General features: G+C 80.7%; 1 protein-coding gene. It reads right to left on the bottom strand.

What is annotated here, in order from left to right; genetic code table 11:
• Positions 1–601: 601 nt before the first annotated feature.
• Positions 602–17,611: a PE family protein gene (locus tag F6B93_RS13780; RefSeq protein WP_211699673.1), complete on the bottom strand. Its 17,010-nt coding sequence runs from the start codon at positions 17,609–17,611 to the stop codon at positions 602–604.
• Positions 17,612–17,873 lie beyond the last annotated feature (262 nt).

The following is a 17,873-nucleotide window of genomic DNA, read 5'->3' as shown; positions in this document are numbered from 1 at the left end:
CCTATTTCCGATGTGACCTCATTCTCATTGCTGAATTACTCGCATTCGAGACGGGGTCGCCGCATTTCGTAGTGGGATTCAAGGGTTCGTCACTGCCTCAACAATTTCGACCGGCGTGAGCATGCGACGCTCAGAAGGTGATAATCACGTAATTCACCTCCTCGGGTTATTACATTGCCGAAATCTGCCTGTTATCGAACTGCAGGGCAGATACTACGCACCCATTTCTGGAGCATGGCTAATGGCCCGCTGCGGGTTGGCTGTGAACGGATCGTCATCTGCCGAAGTGTCGGTTTTTGAAGCGTTTCTGCTGGTATTCCGGGTTAGTTTCACTGCCACAAACTTCAAAAGCGCGTGCCAGACTGTTGGTGGATAGTGGTTTGACCCCGATTAGGTGAGCCGGGCGGTGTGAGAGTTATGTAACCGTTGCTCGCGGAAGTCCTTACAGTGTGCTCGCGGTCGGTTTGGTGCGGTGATCGCCAACCGAACCGGATTCTCCTGACCCTCAAACCACCAGCCCAAACCAACACGAGAGACCCAAACCCGCGGGCAGGTCCTTGGGGCGGTTTATCCCGAGCCGCCTGGGAGCGGGCGGGCGTGTTCAGGGGGCGCCGGCGGGACCTCCGGTGCCGCCGGTTCCGGCGGTGCCGCCGGTCCCTCCGGTTGTGCCGCTGGGAGCGTTGCCGGGACTTCCGGTGCCGCCGTCACCGCCGGCGCCTCCGGGGTTGGTTCCGCCGTCACCGGCGCCGCCGGTGCCGCCATCGCCGCCGTCACCACCGGTTCCACCGGTGCCGCCGCTGCCGCTACCGTTTCCGTTGCCGCCCTTTCCACCGGCTGTGCCATCGGCGCCAGACCCGCCGATACCGCCGGATGCGCTGGTGCTGGTGCCGGTGCCGCCGGTGCCGCCGGTGCCGCCGGCACCACCGTCGCCGCCGGCGCCGCCGTCGCCGCCGGTGCCGTTGTTGGTCCCGCCGTCGCCGCCGTCGCCGGCGGTGCCGGCTGTGCCTCCGGTGCCGCCGGCGCCGCCGGCGCCGGCGTCGCTGCCGCCGGTTCCGCCGGCGGCTCCGGTGCCGCCGGTGCCGCCGTTGCCGGCAGCGCCTCCGGTGCCGCCGTCGCCGGTGCCGGCGCCGGCTCCACCGGTGCCACCGGTTCCACCTTGGCCTCCGGTGCCGCCGGCGCCGCCGGTGCCGCTTTCAAGAACCTTGGCGAATCCTCCGGTGCCTCCTTGGCCGCCGTTGCCGGCAGCGCCGCCGTCGCCACCGTTGCCGTCGCCTCCGGCGCCTGCGGCACCGCCCGCGCCGCCGGCTCCGCCGGTTCCGCCGGTTCCGCCGTCGCCTCCTGGTCGATTTGGTGCGGTGGCATCGGCTCGGTTGTCCCCGGTGCCGCCGGTGCCGCCGGTACCGCCCTTGCCGCCGGTGCCGCCCTGTCCGCCGCCGGTGCCGCCGTTCCCGCCGTCGCCGCCGGTACCGGCGGCTCCGCCGGCCCCACCGTCGCCGCCCTGCTCGCCGCCTGGGCCGCCGGTGCCGCCGGCGCCGGCTTGGCCGCCGGTGCCGCCGGTGCCGCCGCCGGTGTCGCCGTTGCCGGCACCGCCGGTGCCGCCGGTGCCGCCGTCACCGCCGGTGCCGCCGATGCCACCGGGGCCGCCGCCCCCAGGGCCGTCGAAACCGTGGCCGCCGGCGCCGGCTTTGCCGCCGGTGCCGCCGTCACCGCCGGTGCCGCCGGTGCCGCTTGCACCTGTGGCTGACCCGGTGCCGCCGGTGCCGGCGGCACCGCCGGTGCCGCCGGTGCCGCCGGCGCCGCCCGCGCCGCCAGCCATTGCTTCAAGACCGGTGCCGTCGGTGCCTTGACCGCCGTTGCCGCCGTCACCGCCTGCTCCGCCGTCGCCGCCGGTGCCGCCGGCTCCCTGGGTGCCGCCGGTGCCGGTGCCGGCGGCACCGCCTTTACCTCCCGCTCCGCCCGCGCCGCCGTCGCCGCCGGTGCTGCCGGCGCCACCGTCAGCGCCGCTACCAACACCGTTGGCGCCGTTGGTTCCGTTGCCTCCGCCGCCGCCCGTACCGCCGATCCCGCCGGTGCCGCCATCCCCGGAAGACCCGTCGGTGCCCGCGGTGGTGCCGGTGCCGCCGGCGCCGGCCGCCCCGCCGGTGCCGCCGGTCCCGCCGGCGCCGCCTTGGCCGCCGGCGATGCCGAGGGTGGCGCTGTTGTCGGTGCCGGTCCCGCCGGTGCCGCCGTCACCGCCGGTGCCGCCGTCACCGCCGGTGCCGCCGTCGCCTTGGAGGCCGCCGGTACCGGCGCCGGCGGCGCCACCGGCGCCGCCGGTTCCGCCTTGGCCGCCGGCGGCGCCCTGGCCGCCGGTGCCGCCGTTGGCCGCGCCGGCGGTGCCGGTGCCGCCGTCGCCGCCGGCGCCGCCCGCGCCGCCGGTGCCGCCGTCGCCGGAAGACCCGTCGGTGCCCGCGGTGGTGCCGGTGCCGCCGGTGCCGGCCGCCCCGCCGGTGCCGCCGGTCCCGCCGTCGCCGCCGGCGCCGCCGGCGATACCGACGGTGGCGCTGTTATCGGTGCCGGTCCCGCCGATCCCGCCGGTGCCGCCGGTCCCGCCGTCGCCGCCGGCACCGCCGTCGCCTTGGATCCCGCCGGCACCGGCGCCGGCTGCGCCACCGGCACCGCCATCACCGCCGGCCCCACCGGCCGCGCCCTGGCCGCCGGTGCCGCCATCGGCGGCACCGGTCGTACCGGTTGAGCCGGCTCCGCCGGTGCCGCCCTGGCCGCCCTGGCCGCCGTCACCGGAGCTGCCGTCGGCGCCTAGAGTCGACCCGAACCCGCCCGAACCGGCCGTGCCGCCGTCGCCGCCGGCTCCGCCGGTGCCGCCCACTCCGCCCTGCACGTTGAGTGTGAGGCTGGAGCTGCCGGTGCCGCCGTCGCCGCCTTGGCCGCCGGTACCGGCATCGCCGCCCGCACCGCCGCTGCCGGTACCGGTGCCGATGCCGCCGGTGCCGCCGGTGCCGCCGGTGCCGCCGGTGCCGCCGTCGCCGCCCTTACCGCTGCCAACGCCAGTCTCACCTTGCTCGGCGTCGCCACCATCGCCGCCAGCGCCGCCGGTGCCGGCGTCGCCGCCCTTGCCGCCGTCGCCGTTGCCGCCGGCGCCAGCATCGCCACCGTTGCCTCCGGCGCCGGCCGCGCCGCCGGCGCCGCCGGCACCGCCGGGGTCGCTGGGTACGGCTTGGCCGGCTCGACCGTCGCCTTGGCCACCGGTGCCGCCGGTGCCGCCGGTGCCGCCAGCGCCCCCGTCGCCGCCCCCGCTTCCGCCGGTCCCGCCGTCGCCACCGGTGCCGGCCGCACCGCCTATCCCGCCGGCGCCGCCGAACTCGCCGCCCTCGCCGCCGGTGCCGCCGGTGCCGCCGGCGCCGCCGGTCCCGCCGGTCCCGCCGTCGGTGCCGCCGGTCCCGCCGATCCCGCCGTCGCCGCCGGCGCCGCCTGTTCCGCCGGGGCCGTCGCCGCTGAACTCGTCGTCGGGACCGTGGCCGCCGGTACCACCTTCGCCGCCGCTACCTCCGGTTCCACCGGTGCCGGCGCCAGCACCGCCGGTACCGCCGTCGCCGCCGGTTCCGCCGATGCCGCCAGTGCCGGCTGGTACGCCGGGCGACGACATCAGCGCGGGTGGACTGCCGTCGCCGCCATCGCCGGCAGCGCCGCCTGTTCCACCGGTTCCCCCACCGGTCCCTCCAATGCCGTCGCCGCCGGCACCGCCGGCCCCGCCGTCGCCGCCAGCTCCACCGTCTGTTCCGGGTGTGCTCGCTCCGGTTACAGCTCCGCCGTCTGCTCCGGTGCCGCCGGTGCCGCCGGTGCCGCCTGTTCCACCGGTGCCGTTAACGCTGCCGGCGCCGGCGGCACCACCCGCACCGCCGTCGCCGCCGGTTCCGCCGCTGCCGCCGTCTTGGTTGTTGGTGCCGTTTCCGCCATCGCCGCCTTGGCCGCCGTCGCCGCCGGTTCCGCCGTCGCCTCCGATGCCGTTAGCGCTGCCGGCGCCGGCGGCACCACCCGCCCCGCCGGTTCCGCCGGTTCCGCCGCTGCCGCCGTTTTGGCCGGTGCTGCCGGCCCCGCCGGTGCCGCCGTCACCGCCGGTGCCGCCGTTACCGCCGGCCCCGCCGTCGCCTTGGATGCCGCCGGTACCGGCGCCGGCCACACCACCGGCGCCGCCGGTTCCGCCTTGGCCGCCGGCGGCGCCCTGGCCGCCGGTGCCGCCGTTGGCCGCGCCGGCGGTGCCGGTGCCGCCGTCACCGCCGAGGCCGCCCGCACCACCGGTGCCGCCGTCGCCGGATGACCCGGCGGCGCCCATCGTGGTGCCGTCACCGCCGGCGCCGGCCGCCCCGCCGGTCCCACCGGCGCCGCCGTCACCGCCGGCGCCGCCGGCGATGTCGAGGGTGGCGCTGTTGTCGGTGCCGGCCCCGCCGGTGCCGCCGTCACCGCCGGTGCCGCCGTTACCGCCGGCCCCGCCGTCGCCTTGGATGCCGCCGGTACCGGCGCCGGCCACACCACCGGCGCCGCCGGTTCCGCCTTGGCCGCCGGCGGCGCCCTGGCCGCCGGTGCCGCCGTTGGCCGCGCCGGCGGTGCCGGTGCCGCCGTCACCGCCGAGGCCGCCCGCACCACCGGTGCCGCCGTCGCCGGATGACCCGGCGGCGCCCATCGTGGTGCCGTCACCGCCGGCGCCGGCCGCCCCGCCGGTCCCACCGGCGCCGCCGTCACCGCCGGCGCCGCCGGCGATGTCGAGGGTGGCGCTGTTGTCGGTGCCGGCCCCGCCGGTGCCGCCGTCACCGCCGGTGCCGCCGTTACCGCCGGCCCCGCCGTCGCCTTGGATGCCGCCGGTACCGGCGCCGGCCACACCACCGGCGCCGCCGGTTCCGCCTTGGCCGCCGGCGGCGCCCTGGCCGCCGGTGCCGCCGTTGGCCGCGCCGGCGGTGCCGGTGCCGCCGTCACCGCCGAGGCCGCCCGCACCGCCGGTGCCGCCGTCGCCGGATGACCCGGCGGCGCCCATCGTGGTGCCGTCACCGCCGGCGCCGGCCGCCCCGCCGGTCCCACCGGCGCCGCCGTCACCGCCGGCGCCGCCGGCGATGTCGAGGGTGGCGCTGTTGTCGGTGCCGGCCCCGCCGGTGCCGCCGTCACCGCCGGTGCCGCCGTTACCGCCGGCCCCGCCGTCGCCTTGGATGCCGCCGGTACCGGCGCCGGCCACACCACCGGCGCCGCCGGTTCCGCCTTGGCCGCCGGCGGCGCCCTGGCCGCCGGTGCCGCCGTTGGCCGCGCCGGCGGTGCCGGTGCCGCCGTCACCGCCGAGGCCGCCCGCACCACCGGTGCCGCCGTCGCCGGATGACCCGGCGGCGCCCATCGTGGTGCCGTCACCGCCGGCGCCGGCCGCCCCGCCGGTCCCACCGGCGCCGCCGTCACCGCCGGCGCCGCCGGCGATGTCGAGGGTGGCGCTGTTGTCGGTGCCGGCCCCGCCGGTGCCGCCGTCACCGCCGGTGCCGCCGTTACCGCCGGCCCCGCCGTCGCCTTGGATGCCGCCGGTACCGGCGCCGGCCACACCACCGGCGCCGCCGGTTCCGCCTTGGCCGCCGGCGGCGCCCTGGCCGCCGGTGCCGCCGTTGGCCGCGCCGGCGGTGCCGGTGCCGCCGTCACCGCCGAGGCCGCCCGCACCACCGGTGCCGCCGTCGCCGGATGACCCGGCGGCGCCCATCGTGGTGCCGTCACCGCCGGCGCCGGCCGCCCCGCCGGTCCCACCGGCGCCGCCGTCACCGCCGGCGCCGCCGGCGATGTCGAGGGTGGCGCTGTTGTCGGTGCCGGCCCCGCCGGTGCCGCCGTCACCGCCGGTGCCGCCGTTACCGCCGGCCCCGCCGTCGCCTTGGATGCCGCCGGTACCGGCGCCGGCCACACCACCGGCGCCGCCGGTTCCGCCTTGGCCGCCGGCGGCGCCCTGGCCGCCGGTGCCGCCGTTGGCCGCGCCGGCGGTGCCGGTGCCGCCGTCACCGCCGAGGCCGCCCGCACCACCGGTGCCGCCGTCGCCGGATGACCCGGCGGCGCCCATCGTGGTGCCGTCACCGCCGGCGCCGGCCGCCCCGCCGGTCCCACCGGCGCCGCCGTCACCGCCGGCGCCGCCGGCGATGTCGAGGGTGGCGCTGTTGTCGGTGCCGGCCCCGCCGGTGCCGCCGTCACCGCCGGTGCCGCCGTTACCGCCGGCCCCGCCGTCGCCTTGGATGCCGCCGGTACCGGCGCCGGCCACACCACCGGCGCCGCCGGTTCCGCCTTGGCCGCCGGCGGCGCCCTGGCCGCCGGTGCCGCCGTTGGCCGCGCCGGCGGTGCCGGTGCCGCCGTCACCGCCGAGGCCGCCCGCACCACCGGTGCCGCCGTCGCCGGATGACCCGGCGGCGCCCATCGTGGTGCCGTCACCGCCGGCGCCGGCCGCCCCGCCGGTCCCACCGGCGCCGCCGTCACCGCCGGCGCCGCCGGCGATGTCGAGGGTGGCGCTGTTGTCGGTGCCGGCCCCGCCGGTGCCGCCGTCACCGCCGGTGCCGCCGTTACCGCCGGCCCCGCCGTCGCCTTGGATGCCGCCGGTACCGGCGCCGGCCACACCACCGGCGCCGCCGGTTCCGCCTTGGCCGCCGGCGGCGCCCTGGCCGCCGGTGCCGCCGTTGGCCGCGCCGGCGGTGCCGGTGCCGCCGTCACCGCCGAGGCCGCCCGCACCGCCGGTGCCGCCGTCGCCGGATGACCCGGCGGCGCCCATCGTGGTGCCGTCACCGCCGGCGCCGGCCGCCCCGCCGGTCCCACCGGCGCCGCCGTCACCGCCGGCGCCGCCGGCGATGTCGAGGGTGGCGCTGTTGTCGGTGCCGGCCCCGCCGGTGCCGCCGTCACCGCCGGTGCCGCCGTTACCGCCGGCCCCGCCGTCGCCTTGGATGCCGCCGGTACCGGCGCCGGCCACACCACCGGCGCCGCCGGTTCCGCCTTGGCCGCCGGCGGCGCCCTGGCCGCCGGTGCCGCCGTTGGCCGCGCCGGCGGTGCCGGTGCCGCCGTCACCGCCGAGGCCGCCCGCACCACCGGTGCCGCCGTCGCCGGATGACCCGGCGGCGCCCATCGTGGTGCCGTCACCGCCGGCGCCGGCCGCCCCGCCGGTCCCACCGGCGCCGCCGTCACCGCCGGCGCCGCCGGCGATGTCGAGGGTGGCGCTGTTGTCGGTGCCGGCCCCGCCGGTGCCGCCGTCACCGCCGGTGCCGCCGTTACCGCCGGCCCCGCCGTCGCCTTGGATGCCGCCGGTACCGGCGCCGGCCACACCACCGGCGCCGCCGGTTCCGCCTTGGCCGCCGGCGGCGCCCTGGCCGCCGGTGCCGCCGTTGGCCGCGCCGGCGGTGCCGGTGCCGCCGTCACCGCCGAGGCCGCCCGCACCACCGGTGCCGCCGTCGCCGGATGACCCGGCGGCGCCCATCGTGGTGCCGTCACCGCCGGCGCCGGCCGCCCCGCCGGTCCCACCGGCGCCGCCGTCACCGCCGGCGCCGCCGGCGATGTCGAGGGTGGCGCTGTTGTCGGTGCCGGCCCCGCCGGTGCCGCCGTCACCGCCGGTGCCGCCGTTACCGCCGGCCCCGCCGTCGCCTTGGATGCCGCCGGTACCGGCGCCGGCCACACCACCGGCGCCGCCGGTTCCGCCTTGGCCGCCGGCGGCGCCCTGGCCGCCGGTGCCGCCGTTGGCCGCGCCGGCGGTGCCGGTGCCGCCGTCACCGCCGAGGCCGCCCGCACCACCGGTGCCGCCGTCGCCGGATGACCCGGCGGCGCCCATCGTGGTGCCGTCACCGCCGGCGCCGGCCGCCCCGCCGGTCCCACCGGCGCCGCCGTCACCGCCGGCGCCGCCGGCGATGTCGAGGGTGGCGCTGTTGTCGGTGCCGGCCCCGCCGGTGCCGCCGTCACCGCCGGTGCCGCCGTTACCGCCGGCCCCGCCGTCGCCTTGGATGCCGCCGGTACCGGCGCCGGCCACACCACCGGCGCCGCCGGTTCCGCCTTGGCCGCCGGCGGCGCCCTGGCCGCCGGTGCCGCCGTTGGCCGCGCCGGCGGTGCCGGTGCCGCCGTCACCGCCGAGGCCGCCCGCACCACCGGTGCCGCCGTCGCCGGATGACCCGGCGGCGCCCATCGTGGTGCCGTCACCGCCGGCGCCGGCCGCCCCGCCGGTCCCACCGGCGCCGCCGTCACCGCCGGCGCCGCCGGCGATGTCGAGGGTGGCGCTGTTGTCGGTGCCGGCCCCGCCGGTGCCGCCGTCACCGCCGGTGCCGCCGTTACCGCCGGCCCCGCCGTCGCCTTGGATGCCGCCGGTACCGGCGCCGGCCACACCACCGGCGCCGCCGGTTCCGCCTTGGCCGCCGGCGGCGCCCTGGCCGCCGGTGCCGCCGTTGGCCGCGCCGGCGGTGCCGGTGCCGCCGTCACCGCCGAGGCCGCCCGCACCACCGGTGCCGCCGTCGCCGGATGACCCGGCGGCGCCCATCGTGGTGCCGTCACCGCCGGCGCCGGCCGCCCCGCCGGTCCCACCGGCGCCGCCGTCACCGCCGGCGCCGCCGGCGATGTCGAGGGTGGCGCTGTTGTCGGTGCCGGCCCCGCCGGTGCCGCCGTCACCGCCGGTGCCGCCGTTACCGCCGGCCCCGCCGTCGCCTTGGATGCCGCCGGTACCGGCGCCGGCCACACCACCGGCGCCGCCGGTTCCGCCTTGGCCGCCGGCGGCGCCCTGGCCGCCGGTGCCGCCGTTGGCCGCGCCGGCGGTGCCGGTGCCGCCGTCACCGCCGAGGCCGCCCGCACCACCGGTGCCGCCGTCGCCGGATGACCCGGCGGCGCCCATCGTGGTGCCGTCACCGCCGGCGCCGGCCGCCCCGCCGGTCCCACCGGCGCCGCCGTCACCGCCGGCGCCGCCGGCGATGTCGAGGGTGGCGCTGTTGTCGGTGCCGGCCCCGCCGGTGCCGCCGTCACCGCCGGTGCCGCCGTTACCGCCGGCCCCGCCGTCGCCTTGGATGCCGCCGGTACCGGCGCCGGCCACACCACCGGCGCCGCCGGTTCCGCCTTGGCCGCCGGCGGCGCCCTGGCCGCCGGTGCCGCCGTTGGCCGCGCCGGCGGTGCCGGTGCCGCCGTCACCGCCGAGGCCGCCCGCACCACCGGTGCCGCCGTCGCCGGATGACCCGGCGGCGCCCATCGTGGTGCCGTCACCGCCGGCGCCGGCCGCCCCGCCGGTCCCACCGGCGCCGCCGTCACCGCCGGCGCCGCCGGCGATGTCGAGGGTGGCGCTGTTGTCGGTGCCGGCCCCGCCGGTGCCGCCGTCACCGCCGGTGCCGCCGTTACCGCCGGCCCCGCCGTCGCCTTGGATGCCGCCGGTACCGGCGCCGGCCACACCACCGGCGCCGCCGGTTCCGCCTTGGCCGCCGGCGGCGCCCTGGCCGCCGGTGCCGCCGTTGGCCGCGCCGGCGGTGCCGGTGCCGCCGTCACCGCCGAGGCCGCCCGCACCACCGGTGCCGCCGTCGCCGGATGACCCGGCGGCGCCCATCGTGGTGCCGTCACCGCCGGCGCCGGCCGCCCCGCCGGTCCCACCGGCGCCGCCGTCACCGCCGGCGCCGCCGGCGATGTCGAGGGTGGCGCTGTTGTCGGTGCCGGCCCCGCCGGTGCCGCCGTCACCGCCGGTGCCGCCGTTACCGCCGGCCCCGCCGTCGCCTTGGATGCCGCCGGTACCGGCGCCGGCCACACCACCGGCGCCGCCGGTTCCGCCTTGGCCGCCGGCGGCGCCCTGGCCGCCGGTGCCGCCGTTGGCCGCGCCGGCGGTGCCGGTGCCGCCGTCACCGCCGAGGCCGCCCGCACCACCGGTGCCGCCGTCGCCGGATGACCCGGCGGCGCCCATCGTGGTGCCGTCACCGCCGGCGCCGGCCGCCCCGCCGGTCCCACCGGCGCCGCCGTCACCGCCGGCGCCGCCGGCGATGTCGAGGGTGGCGCTGTTGTCGGTGCCGGCCCCGCCGGTGCCGCCGTCACCGCCGGTGCCGCCGTTACCGCCGGCCCCGCCGTCGCCTTGGATGCCGCCGGTACCGGCGCCGGCCACACCACCGGCGCCGCCGGTTCCGCCTTGGCCGCCGGCGGCGCCCTGGCCGCCGGTGCCGCCGTTGGCCGCGCCGGCGGTGCCGGTGCCGCCGTCACCGCCGAGGCCGCCCGCACCACCGGTGCCGCCGTCGCCGGATGACCCGGCGGCGCCCATCGTGGTGCCGTCACCGCCGGCGCCGGCCGCCCCGCCGGTCCCACCGGCGCCGCCGTCACCGCCGGCGCCGCCGGCGATGTCGAGGGTGGCGCTGTTGTCGGTGCCGGCCCCGCCGGTGCCGCCGTCACCGCCGGTGCCGCCGTTACCGCCGGCCCCGCCGTCGCCTTGGATGCCGCCGGTACCGGCGCCGGCCACACCACCGGCGCCGCCGGTTCCGCCTTGGCCGCCGGCGGCGCCCTGGCCGCCGGTGCCGCCGTTGGCCGCGCCGGCGGTGCCGGTGCCGCCGTCACCGCCGAGGCCGCCCGCACCGCCGGTGCCGCCGTCGCCGGATGACCCGGCGGCGCCCATCGTGGTGCCGTCACCGCCGGCGCCGGCCGCCCCGCCGGTCCCACCGGCGCCGCCGTCACCGCCGGCGCCGCCGGCGATGTCGAGGGTGGCGCTGTTGTCGGTGCCGGCCCCGCCGGTGCCGCCGTCACCGCCGGTGCCGCCGTTACCGCCGGCCCCGCCGTCGCCTTGGATGCCGCCGGTACCGGCGCCGGCCACACCACCGGCGCCGCCGGTTCCGCCTTGGCCGCCGGCGGCGCCCTGGCCGCCGGTGCCGCCGTTGGCCGCGCCGGCGGTGCCGGTGCCGCCGTCACCGCCGAGGCCGCCCGCACCACCGGTGCCGCCGTCGCCGGATGACCCGGCGGCGCCCATCGTGGTGCCGTCACCGCCGGCGCCGGCCGCCCCGCCGGTCCCACCGGCGCCGCCGTCACCGCCGGCGCCGCCGGCGATGTCGAGGGTGGCGCTGTTGTCGGTGCCGGCCCCGCCGGTGCCGCCGTCACCGCCGGTGCCGCCGTTACCGCCGGCCCCGCCGTCGCCTTGGATGCCGCCGGTACCGGCGCCGGCCACACCACCGGCGCCGCCGGTTCCGCCTTGGCCGCCGGCGGCGCCCTGGCCGCCGGTGCCGCCGTTGGCCGCGCCGGCGGTGCCGGTGCCGCCGTCACCGCCGAGGCCGCCCGCACCACCGGTGCCGCCGTCGCCGGATGACCCGGCGGCGCCCATCGTGGTGCCGTCACCGCCGGCGCCGGCCGCCCCGCCGGTCCCACCGGCGCCGCCGTCACCGCCGGCGCCGCCGGCGATGTCGAGGGTGGCGCTGTTGTCGGTGCCGGCCCCGCCGGTGCCGCCGTCACCGCCGGTGCCGCCGTTACCGCCGGCCCCGCCGTCGCCTTGGATGCCGCCGGTACCGGCGCCGGCCACACCACCGGCGCCGCCGGTTCCGCCTTGGCCGCCGGCGGCGCCCTGGCCGCCGGTGCCGCCGTTGGCCGCGCCGGCGGTGCCGGTGCCGCCGTCACCGCCGAGGCCGCCCGCACCACCGGTGCCGCCGTCGCCGGATGACCCGGCGGCGCCCATCGTGGTGCCGTCACCGCCGGCGCCGGCCGCCCCGCCGGTCCCACCGGCGCCGCCGTCACCGCCGGCGCCGCCGGCGATGTCGAGGGTGGCGCTGTTGTCGGTGCCGGCCCCGCCGGTGCCGCCGTCACCGCCGGTGCCGCCGTTACCGCCGGCCCCGCCGTCGCCTTGGATGCCGCCGGTACCGGCGCCGGCCACACCACCGGCGCCGCCGGTTCCGCCTTGGCCGCCGGCGGCGCCCTGGCCGCCGGTGCCGCCGTTGGCCGCGCCGGCGGTGCCGGTGCCGCCGTCACCGCCGAGGCCGCCCGCACCGCCGGTGCCGCCGTCGCCGGATGACCCGGCGGCGCCCATCGTGGTGCCGTCACCGCCGGCGCCGGCCGCCCCGCCGGTCCCACCGGCGCCGCCGTCACCGCCGGCGCCGCCGGCGATGTCGAGGGTGGCGCTGTTGTCGGTGCCGGCCCCGCCGGTGCCGCCGTCACCGCCGGTGCCGCCGTTACCGCCGGCCCCGCCGTCGCCTTGGATGCCGCCGGTACCGGCGCCGGCCACACCACCGGCGCCGCCGGTTCCGCCTTGGCCGCCGGCGGCGCCCTGGCCGCCGGTGCCGCCGTTGGCCGCGCCGGCGGTGCCGGTGCCGCCGTCACCGCCGAGGCCGCCCGCACCACCGGTGCCGCCGTCGCCGGATGACCCGGCGGCGCCCATCGTGGTGCCGTCACCGCCGGCGCCGGCCGCCCCGCCGGTCCCACCGGCGCCGCCGTCACCGCCGGCGCCGCCGGCGATGTCGAGGGTGGCGCTGTTGTCGGTGCCGGCCCCGCCGGTGCCGCCGTCACCGCCGGTGCCGCCGTTACCGCCGGCCCCGCCGTCGCCTTGGATGCCGCCGGTACCGGCGCCGGCCACACCACCGGCGCCGCCGGTTCCGCCTTGGCCGCCGGCGGCGCCCTGGCCGCCGGTGCCGCCGTTGGCCGCGCCGGCGGTGCCGGTGCCGCCGTCACCGCCGAGGCCGCCCGCACCACCGGTGCCGCCGTCGCCGGATGACCCGGCGGCGCCCATCGTGGTGCCGTCACCGCCGGCGCCGGCCGCCCCGCCGGTCCCACCGGCGCCGCCGTCACCGCCGGCGCCGCCGGCGATGTCGAGGGTGGCGCTGTTGTCGGTGCCGGCCCCGCCGGTGCCGCCGTCACCGCCGGTGCCGCCGTTACCGCCGGCCCCGCCGTCGCCTTGGATGCCGCCGGTACCGGCGCCGGCCACACCACCGGCGCCGCCGGTTCCGCCTTGGCCGCCGGCGGCGCCCTGGCCGCCGGTGCCGCCGTTGGCCGCGCCGGCGGTGCCGGTGCCGCCGTCACCGCCGAGGCCGCCCGCACCACCGGTGCCGCCGTCGCCGGATGACCCGGCGGCGCCCATCGTGGTGCCGTCACCGCCGGCGCCGGCCGCCCCGCCGGTCCCACCGGCGCCGCCGTCACCGCCGGCGCCGCCGGCGATGTCGAGGGTGGCGCTGTTGTCGGTGCCGGCCCCGCCGGTGCCGCCGTCACCGCCGGTGCCGCCGTTACCGCCGGCCCCGCCGTCGCCTTGGATGCCGCCGGTACCGGCGCCGGCCACACCACCGGCGCCGCCGGTTCCGCCTTGGCCGCCGGCGGCGCCCTGGCCGCCGGTGCCGCCGTTGGCCGCGCCGGCGGTGCCGGTGCCGCCGTCACCGCCGAGGCCGCCCGCACCACCGGTGCCGCCGTCGCCGGATGACCCGGCGGCGCCCATCGTGGTGCCGTCACCGCCGGCGCCGGCCGCCCCGCCGGTCCCACCGGCGCCGCCGTCACCGCCGGCGCCGCCGGCGATGTCGAGGGTGGCGCTGTTGTCGGTGCCGGCCCCGCCGGTGCCGCCGTCACCGCCGGTGCCGCCGTTACCGCCGGCCCCGCCGTCGCCTTGGATGCCGCCGGTACCGGCGCCGGCCACACCACCGGCGCCGCCGGTTCCGCCTTGGCCGCCGGCGGCGCCCTGGCCGCCGGTGCCGCCGTTGGCCGCGCCGGCGGTGCCGGTGCCGCCGTCACCGCCGAGGCCGCCCGCACCACCGGTGCCGCCGTCGCCGGATGACCCGGCGGCGCCCATCGTGGTGCCGTCACCGCCGGCGCCGGCCGCCCCGCCGGTCCCACCGGCGCCGCCGTCACCGCCGGCGCCGCCGGCGATGTCGAGGGTGGCGCTGTTGTCGGTGCCGGCCCCGCCGGTGCCGCCGTCACCGCCGGTGCCGCCGTTACCGCCGGCCCCGCCGTCGCCTTGGATGCCGCCGGTACCGGCGCCGGCCACACCACCGGCGCCGCCGGTTCCGCCTTGGCCGCCGGCGGCGCCCTGGCCGCCGGTGCCGCCGTTGGCCGCGCCGGCGGTGCCGGTGCCGCCGTCACCGCCGAGGCCGCCCGCACCACCGGTGCCGCCGTCGCCGGATGACCCGGCGGCGCCCATCGTGGTGCCGTCACCGCCGGCGCCGGCCGCCCCGCCGGTCCCACCGGCGCCGCCGTCACCGCCGGCGCCGCCGGCGATGTCGAGGGTGGCGCTGTTGTCGGTGCCGGCCCCGCCGGTGCCGCCGTCACCGCCGGTGCCGCCGTTACCGCCGGCCCCGCCGTCGCCTTGGATGCCGCCGGTACCGGCGCCGGCCACACCACCGGCGCCGCCGGTTCCGCCTTGGCCGCCGGCGGCGCCCTGGCCGCCGGTGCCGCCGTTGGCCGCGCCGGCGGTGCCGGTGCCGCCGTCACCGCCGAGGCCGCCCGCACCACCGGTGCCGCCGTCGCCGGATGACCCGGCGGCGCCCATCGTGGTGCCGTCACCGCCGGCGCCGGCCGCCCCGCCGGTCCCACCGGCGCCGCCGTCACCGCCGGCGCCGCCGGCGATGTCGAGGGTGGCGCTGTTGTCGGTGCCGGCCCCGCCGGTGCCGCCGTCACCGCCGGTGCCGCCGTTACCGCCGGCCCCGCCGTCGCCTTGGATGCCGCCGGTACCGGCGCCGGCCACACCACCGGCGCCGCCGGTTCCGCCTTGGCCGCCGGCGGCGCCCTGGCCGCCGGTGCCGCCGTTGGCCGCGCCGGCGGTGCCGGTGCCGCCGTCACCGCCGAGGCCGCCCGCACCACCGGTGCCGCCGTCGCCGGATGACCCGTCGGCGCCTGCGGTGCCGCCGGTGCCGCCGGCGCCGGCCACGCCACCGGCACCTGCTGATCCGCCGATGCCGCCAGTACCGCCTTGGCCGCCATCGGCGCCGGCGACCCCAGCTCCACCGTCGGCGCCGCTGCCGCCAGCGCCGCCGGTGCCGCCTATACCGCCTATACCGCCGACACCGCCGGAGCCGTTGGTGCCGCCGGCGCCGGAGTCACCGCCGGCCCCACCCACACCGCCGGTCCCACCCGCGAATCCGGTACCGCCGGTCGCGCCGCTGCCCGCGGTGGCGTCGGTGCCGTCACCGCCGGCGCCACCCGCACCACCGGTCCCGCCGTCACCTCCATCGCCGCTGATGCCGGTGCTGCCGGCTTGGCTGAAGATCTGGGCAGCGCCACCAAGCCCGCCCGCGCCGGCGGCGCCACCGGCGCCACCCCTACCGCCGTCACCACCGATCCCGGTGGCGCTAGCGGCGCCCGCGGCGCCCGCGCCGCCGCCACCACCGTCTCCACCAAGTCCGCCGGCCCCACCGTTGCCGAAGACCAGCGGGGCCCTGCCGCCGGCGCCGCCAGCACCACCCACACCACCAGCGCCGCCGACACCGCCGGGATCACCGTCACCAACGGCAGGGCTGCCGTCAGCACCGGTTCCGCCGGCGCCGCCGCGCCCGCCGTCACCACCGCGCATAAACAGCCCGCCGCGCCCGGCGGCACCGCCGTCACCACCGGCGCCACCGGCAGCACCCGGCGTTATCGCATTCGCGCCGGCGCCTCCGGCCCCGCCCGTGCCGCCAGCCCCGAACAGCCAGCCAGGATTACCGCCCGTGCCACCGGCACCGCCAGCCCCGCCGGCAGAGCCCATACTCCCAGCGCCGCCATTACCGCCATTGCCAACGAAGAAGCCGCCGTTACCGCCGGCCCCACCGGCACCGCCGCCGATGCCGCCGGCCCCACCGTTACCGCCGCTGCCGTACAGCCAGCCACCATGGCCGGCGGCCGCGCCGTTACCGCCAGCGCCGTCGCTGCCATCGGAAGTGCTGGTGGCGCCGGCACCGCCGATGCCGCCGTTACCGCCGTTACCGAACAGCCCCGCCGACCCGCCGGCGCCACCGGCGCCACCGTCGCCTCCGTTGGTGGCGATACCCCCATTACCGCCGCTACCGCCATGGCCAGCGTCGCCGATCAGTCCACCACCGTTGCCGCCGGCCCCACCGGCGCCGCCGGCCCCACCGTCCGGCCCGGCTAAGCCGCCGCCAGCGCCGTTGCCGCCGGCCCCACCGTTGCCACCGCGGCCGACGAGCCCGGCGCTGCCGCCGGCGCCGCCGCGGCCGCCGTTGGTGGGGCCGTTGCCGGCGTTGCCGCCGTTGCCGGCGTTACCGCCGCTACCGGCGAGCCAACCGGCGTTGCCGCCGCTGCCGCCGTCACCGCCGGGCCCTCCGCCGGTGACACCGTTACCGCCTTGCCCGCCGTGCCCGCCGTTGCCGCCGCCACCGGTCAGCCAACCGCCATGGCCGCCATGGCCGCCGGCCCCGCCAGCTCCACCGGACGAGCCGCCCTGTCCGGCCCCACCAGCCCCGCCGGCCCCGCCGGCCCCGATCAGTCCGCCGGCCCCACCAGCACCGCCGTCACCACCAGCACCACCAGCACCGGTATTGGCGCCGTGCCCGCCCGCGCCGCCGCTGGCGCCGTCACCGTAAATCCATCCGCCCCGGCCGCCGGTGCCGCCGTCACCGCCGTCGCCGCTGAAACCACCGCCGGCCCCGCCGGTGCCGCCGGCGCTTCCGGTGCCACCATGTCCGAACAGCCCAGTGGCACCGCCATTGCCGCCGGCACCGCCAGCCCCGCCGTTGCCGGGCCCGGTGCCGCCGTTGCCGCCGACACCACTGGCGCCGCCATTGCCGTAAAGCCACCCGCCGCGACCGCCGTCACCGCCGGCCCCGCCAGCCCCGCCGTCAGCCCCGCCGACAGTCGGCCCGCCGCTGCCTCCATCAGCGCCCACACCGCCAACGCCCCCATGCCCGAACAGCCCAGCGCTGCCGCCATCGCCGCCGGCGCCGCCCGCACCGCCATCGCCGGCGGCATTGTCGGCCCCAGCACTGCCGTTGCCGCCGTTGCCGCCGTCGCCGTAAAGCAACCCACCGCTGCCGCCGGCGCCGCCGGAGCCGCCAGCGAGGGCACCGGGAACGCCGCCCGTGCCCCCGGCCCCACCCATACCTGCATGGCCCACCAGCCAAGCCCGGCCACCGGCACCGCCCGCGCCACCGCCGATCCCGCCAGCGCCGCCGGTGCCGCCATTGCCGTACAGCCAGCCGCCGGAGCCGCCGGCCCCACCCGCGGCACCGCCCGTTCCGCCCGCTCCGCCGTTGCCGCCGTTGCCCAACAACCCCGCCGACCCGCCTGCGCCACCCGTTTGGCCTGGCGCGCCGGCAGCGCCGTTGCCGCCGCTGCCGTAGAGCAGGCCACCGTCGCCGCCGGCCCCACCCGGGGTTGTCGCGTTCGCGCCGTCGCCGATCAACGGGCGCCCAAGCAGGGCTTGAGTGGCAGGATTAATCAGGCCTAGCAGGGTCTGCTCGGCGTTGGCGGCCTCGGCCCACTTGTAGGCACTGGTGGCGCCTTGCAGTGTTTGGACGAACTCTTGCTGGTACACCGCGACCTGTGCGCTGATCGCCTGATACTCCTGGCCGTACGTGCCGAACAATGCCGCGATTCGAGTTGACACCTCGTCGGCGCCGGCGGCCAGCAGCTCGGTGGTGGCCGCCGAGGCAGCCGCGTTGGCGGCCTCAAGTGTGGAACCGATGTTGGTGAGATCACCCGCGGCGGTGGCGACAAGTTCGGGCGATATGGACAGAAAGGACATGAAAACTCCTCGCTACAGCCAAAAAACAGCTGTCCCGTATCAAGCGACAGTTCAGAGATTTTGGTGAGTCAAGCGTTGTCTCCGGCCGATGTCGCTGATTTAGAAAGCGAGGTGGTTCGACCCCGATTACGTGAGCCAAGTTGTCTGAGAGGTATATAGCCGGGCTGGCGGCCTGACCCTGATTAACTCGGCCGAGAATTTGTCAAGCTATTCCGCCGCGCCCCACCAATGGTGGTGTCGCACGTCCGCTTTTTCGGGTTCC

Origin of the sequence: Mycobacterium spongiae, from assembly GCF_018278905.1 — a bacterium.
Taxonomy (GTDB): Bacteria; Actinomycetota; Actinomycetes; order Mycobacteriales; family Mycobacteriaceae; genus Mycobacterium; species Mycobacterium spongiae.
The sequence above is the reverse complement of the archived record's forward strand: the minus strand, read 5'-3'. Positions and strand labels throughout refer to the sequence as shown.

What these genes read in the sequence shown, in the direction of transcription:
- F6B93_RS13780 (WP_211699673.1), bottom strand. Translation starts at nt 17,611, where the DNA reads ATGTCCTTTCTGTCCATATCGCCCGAACTTGTCGCCACCGCCGCGGGT.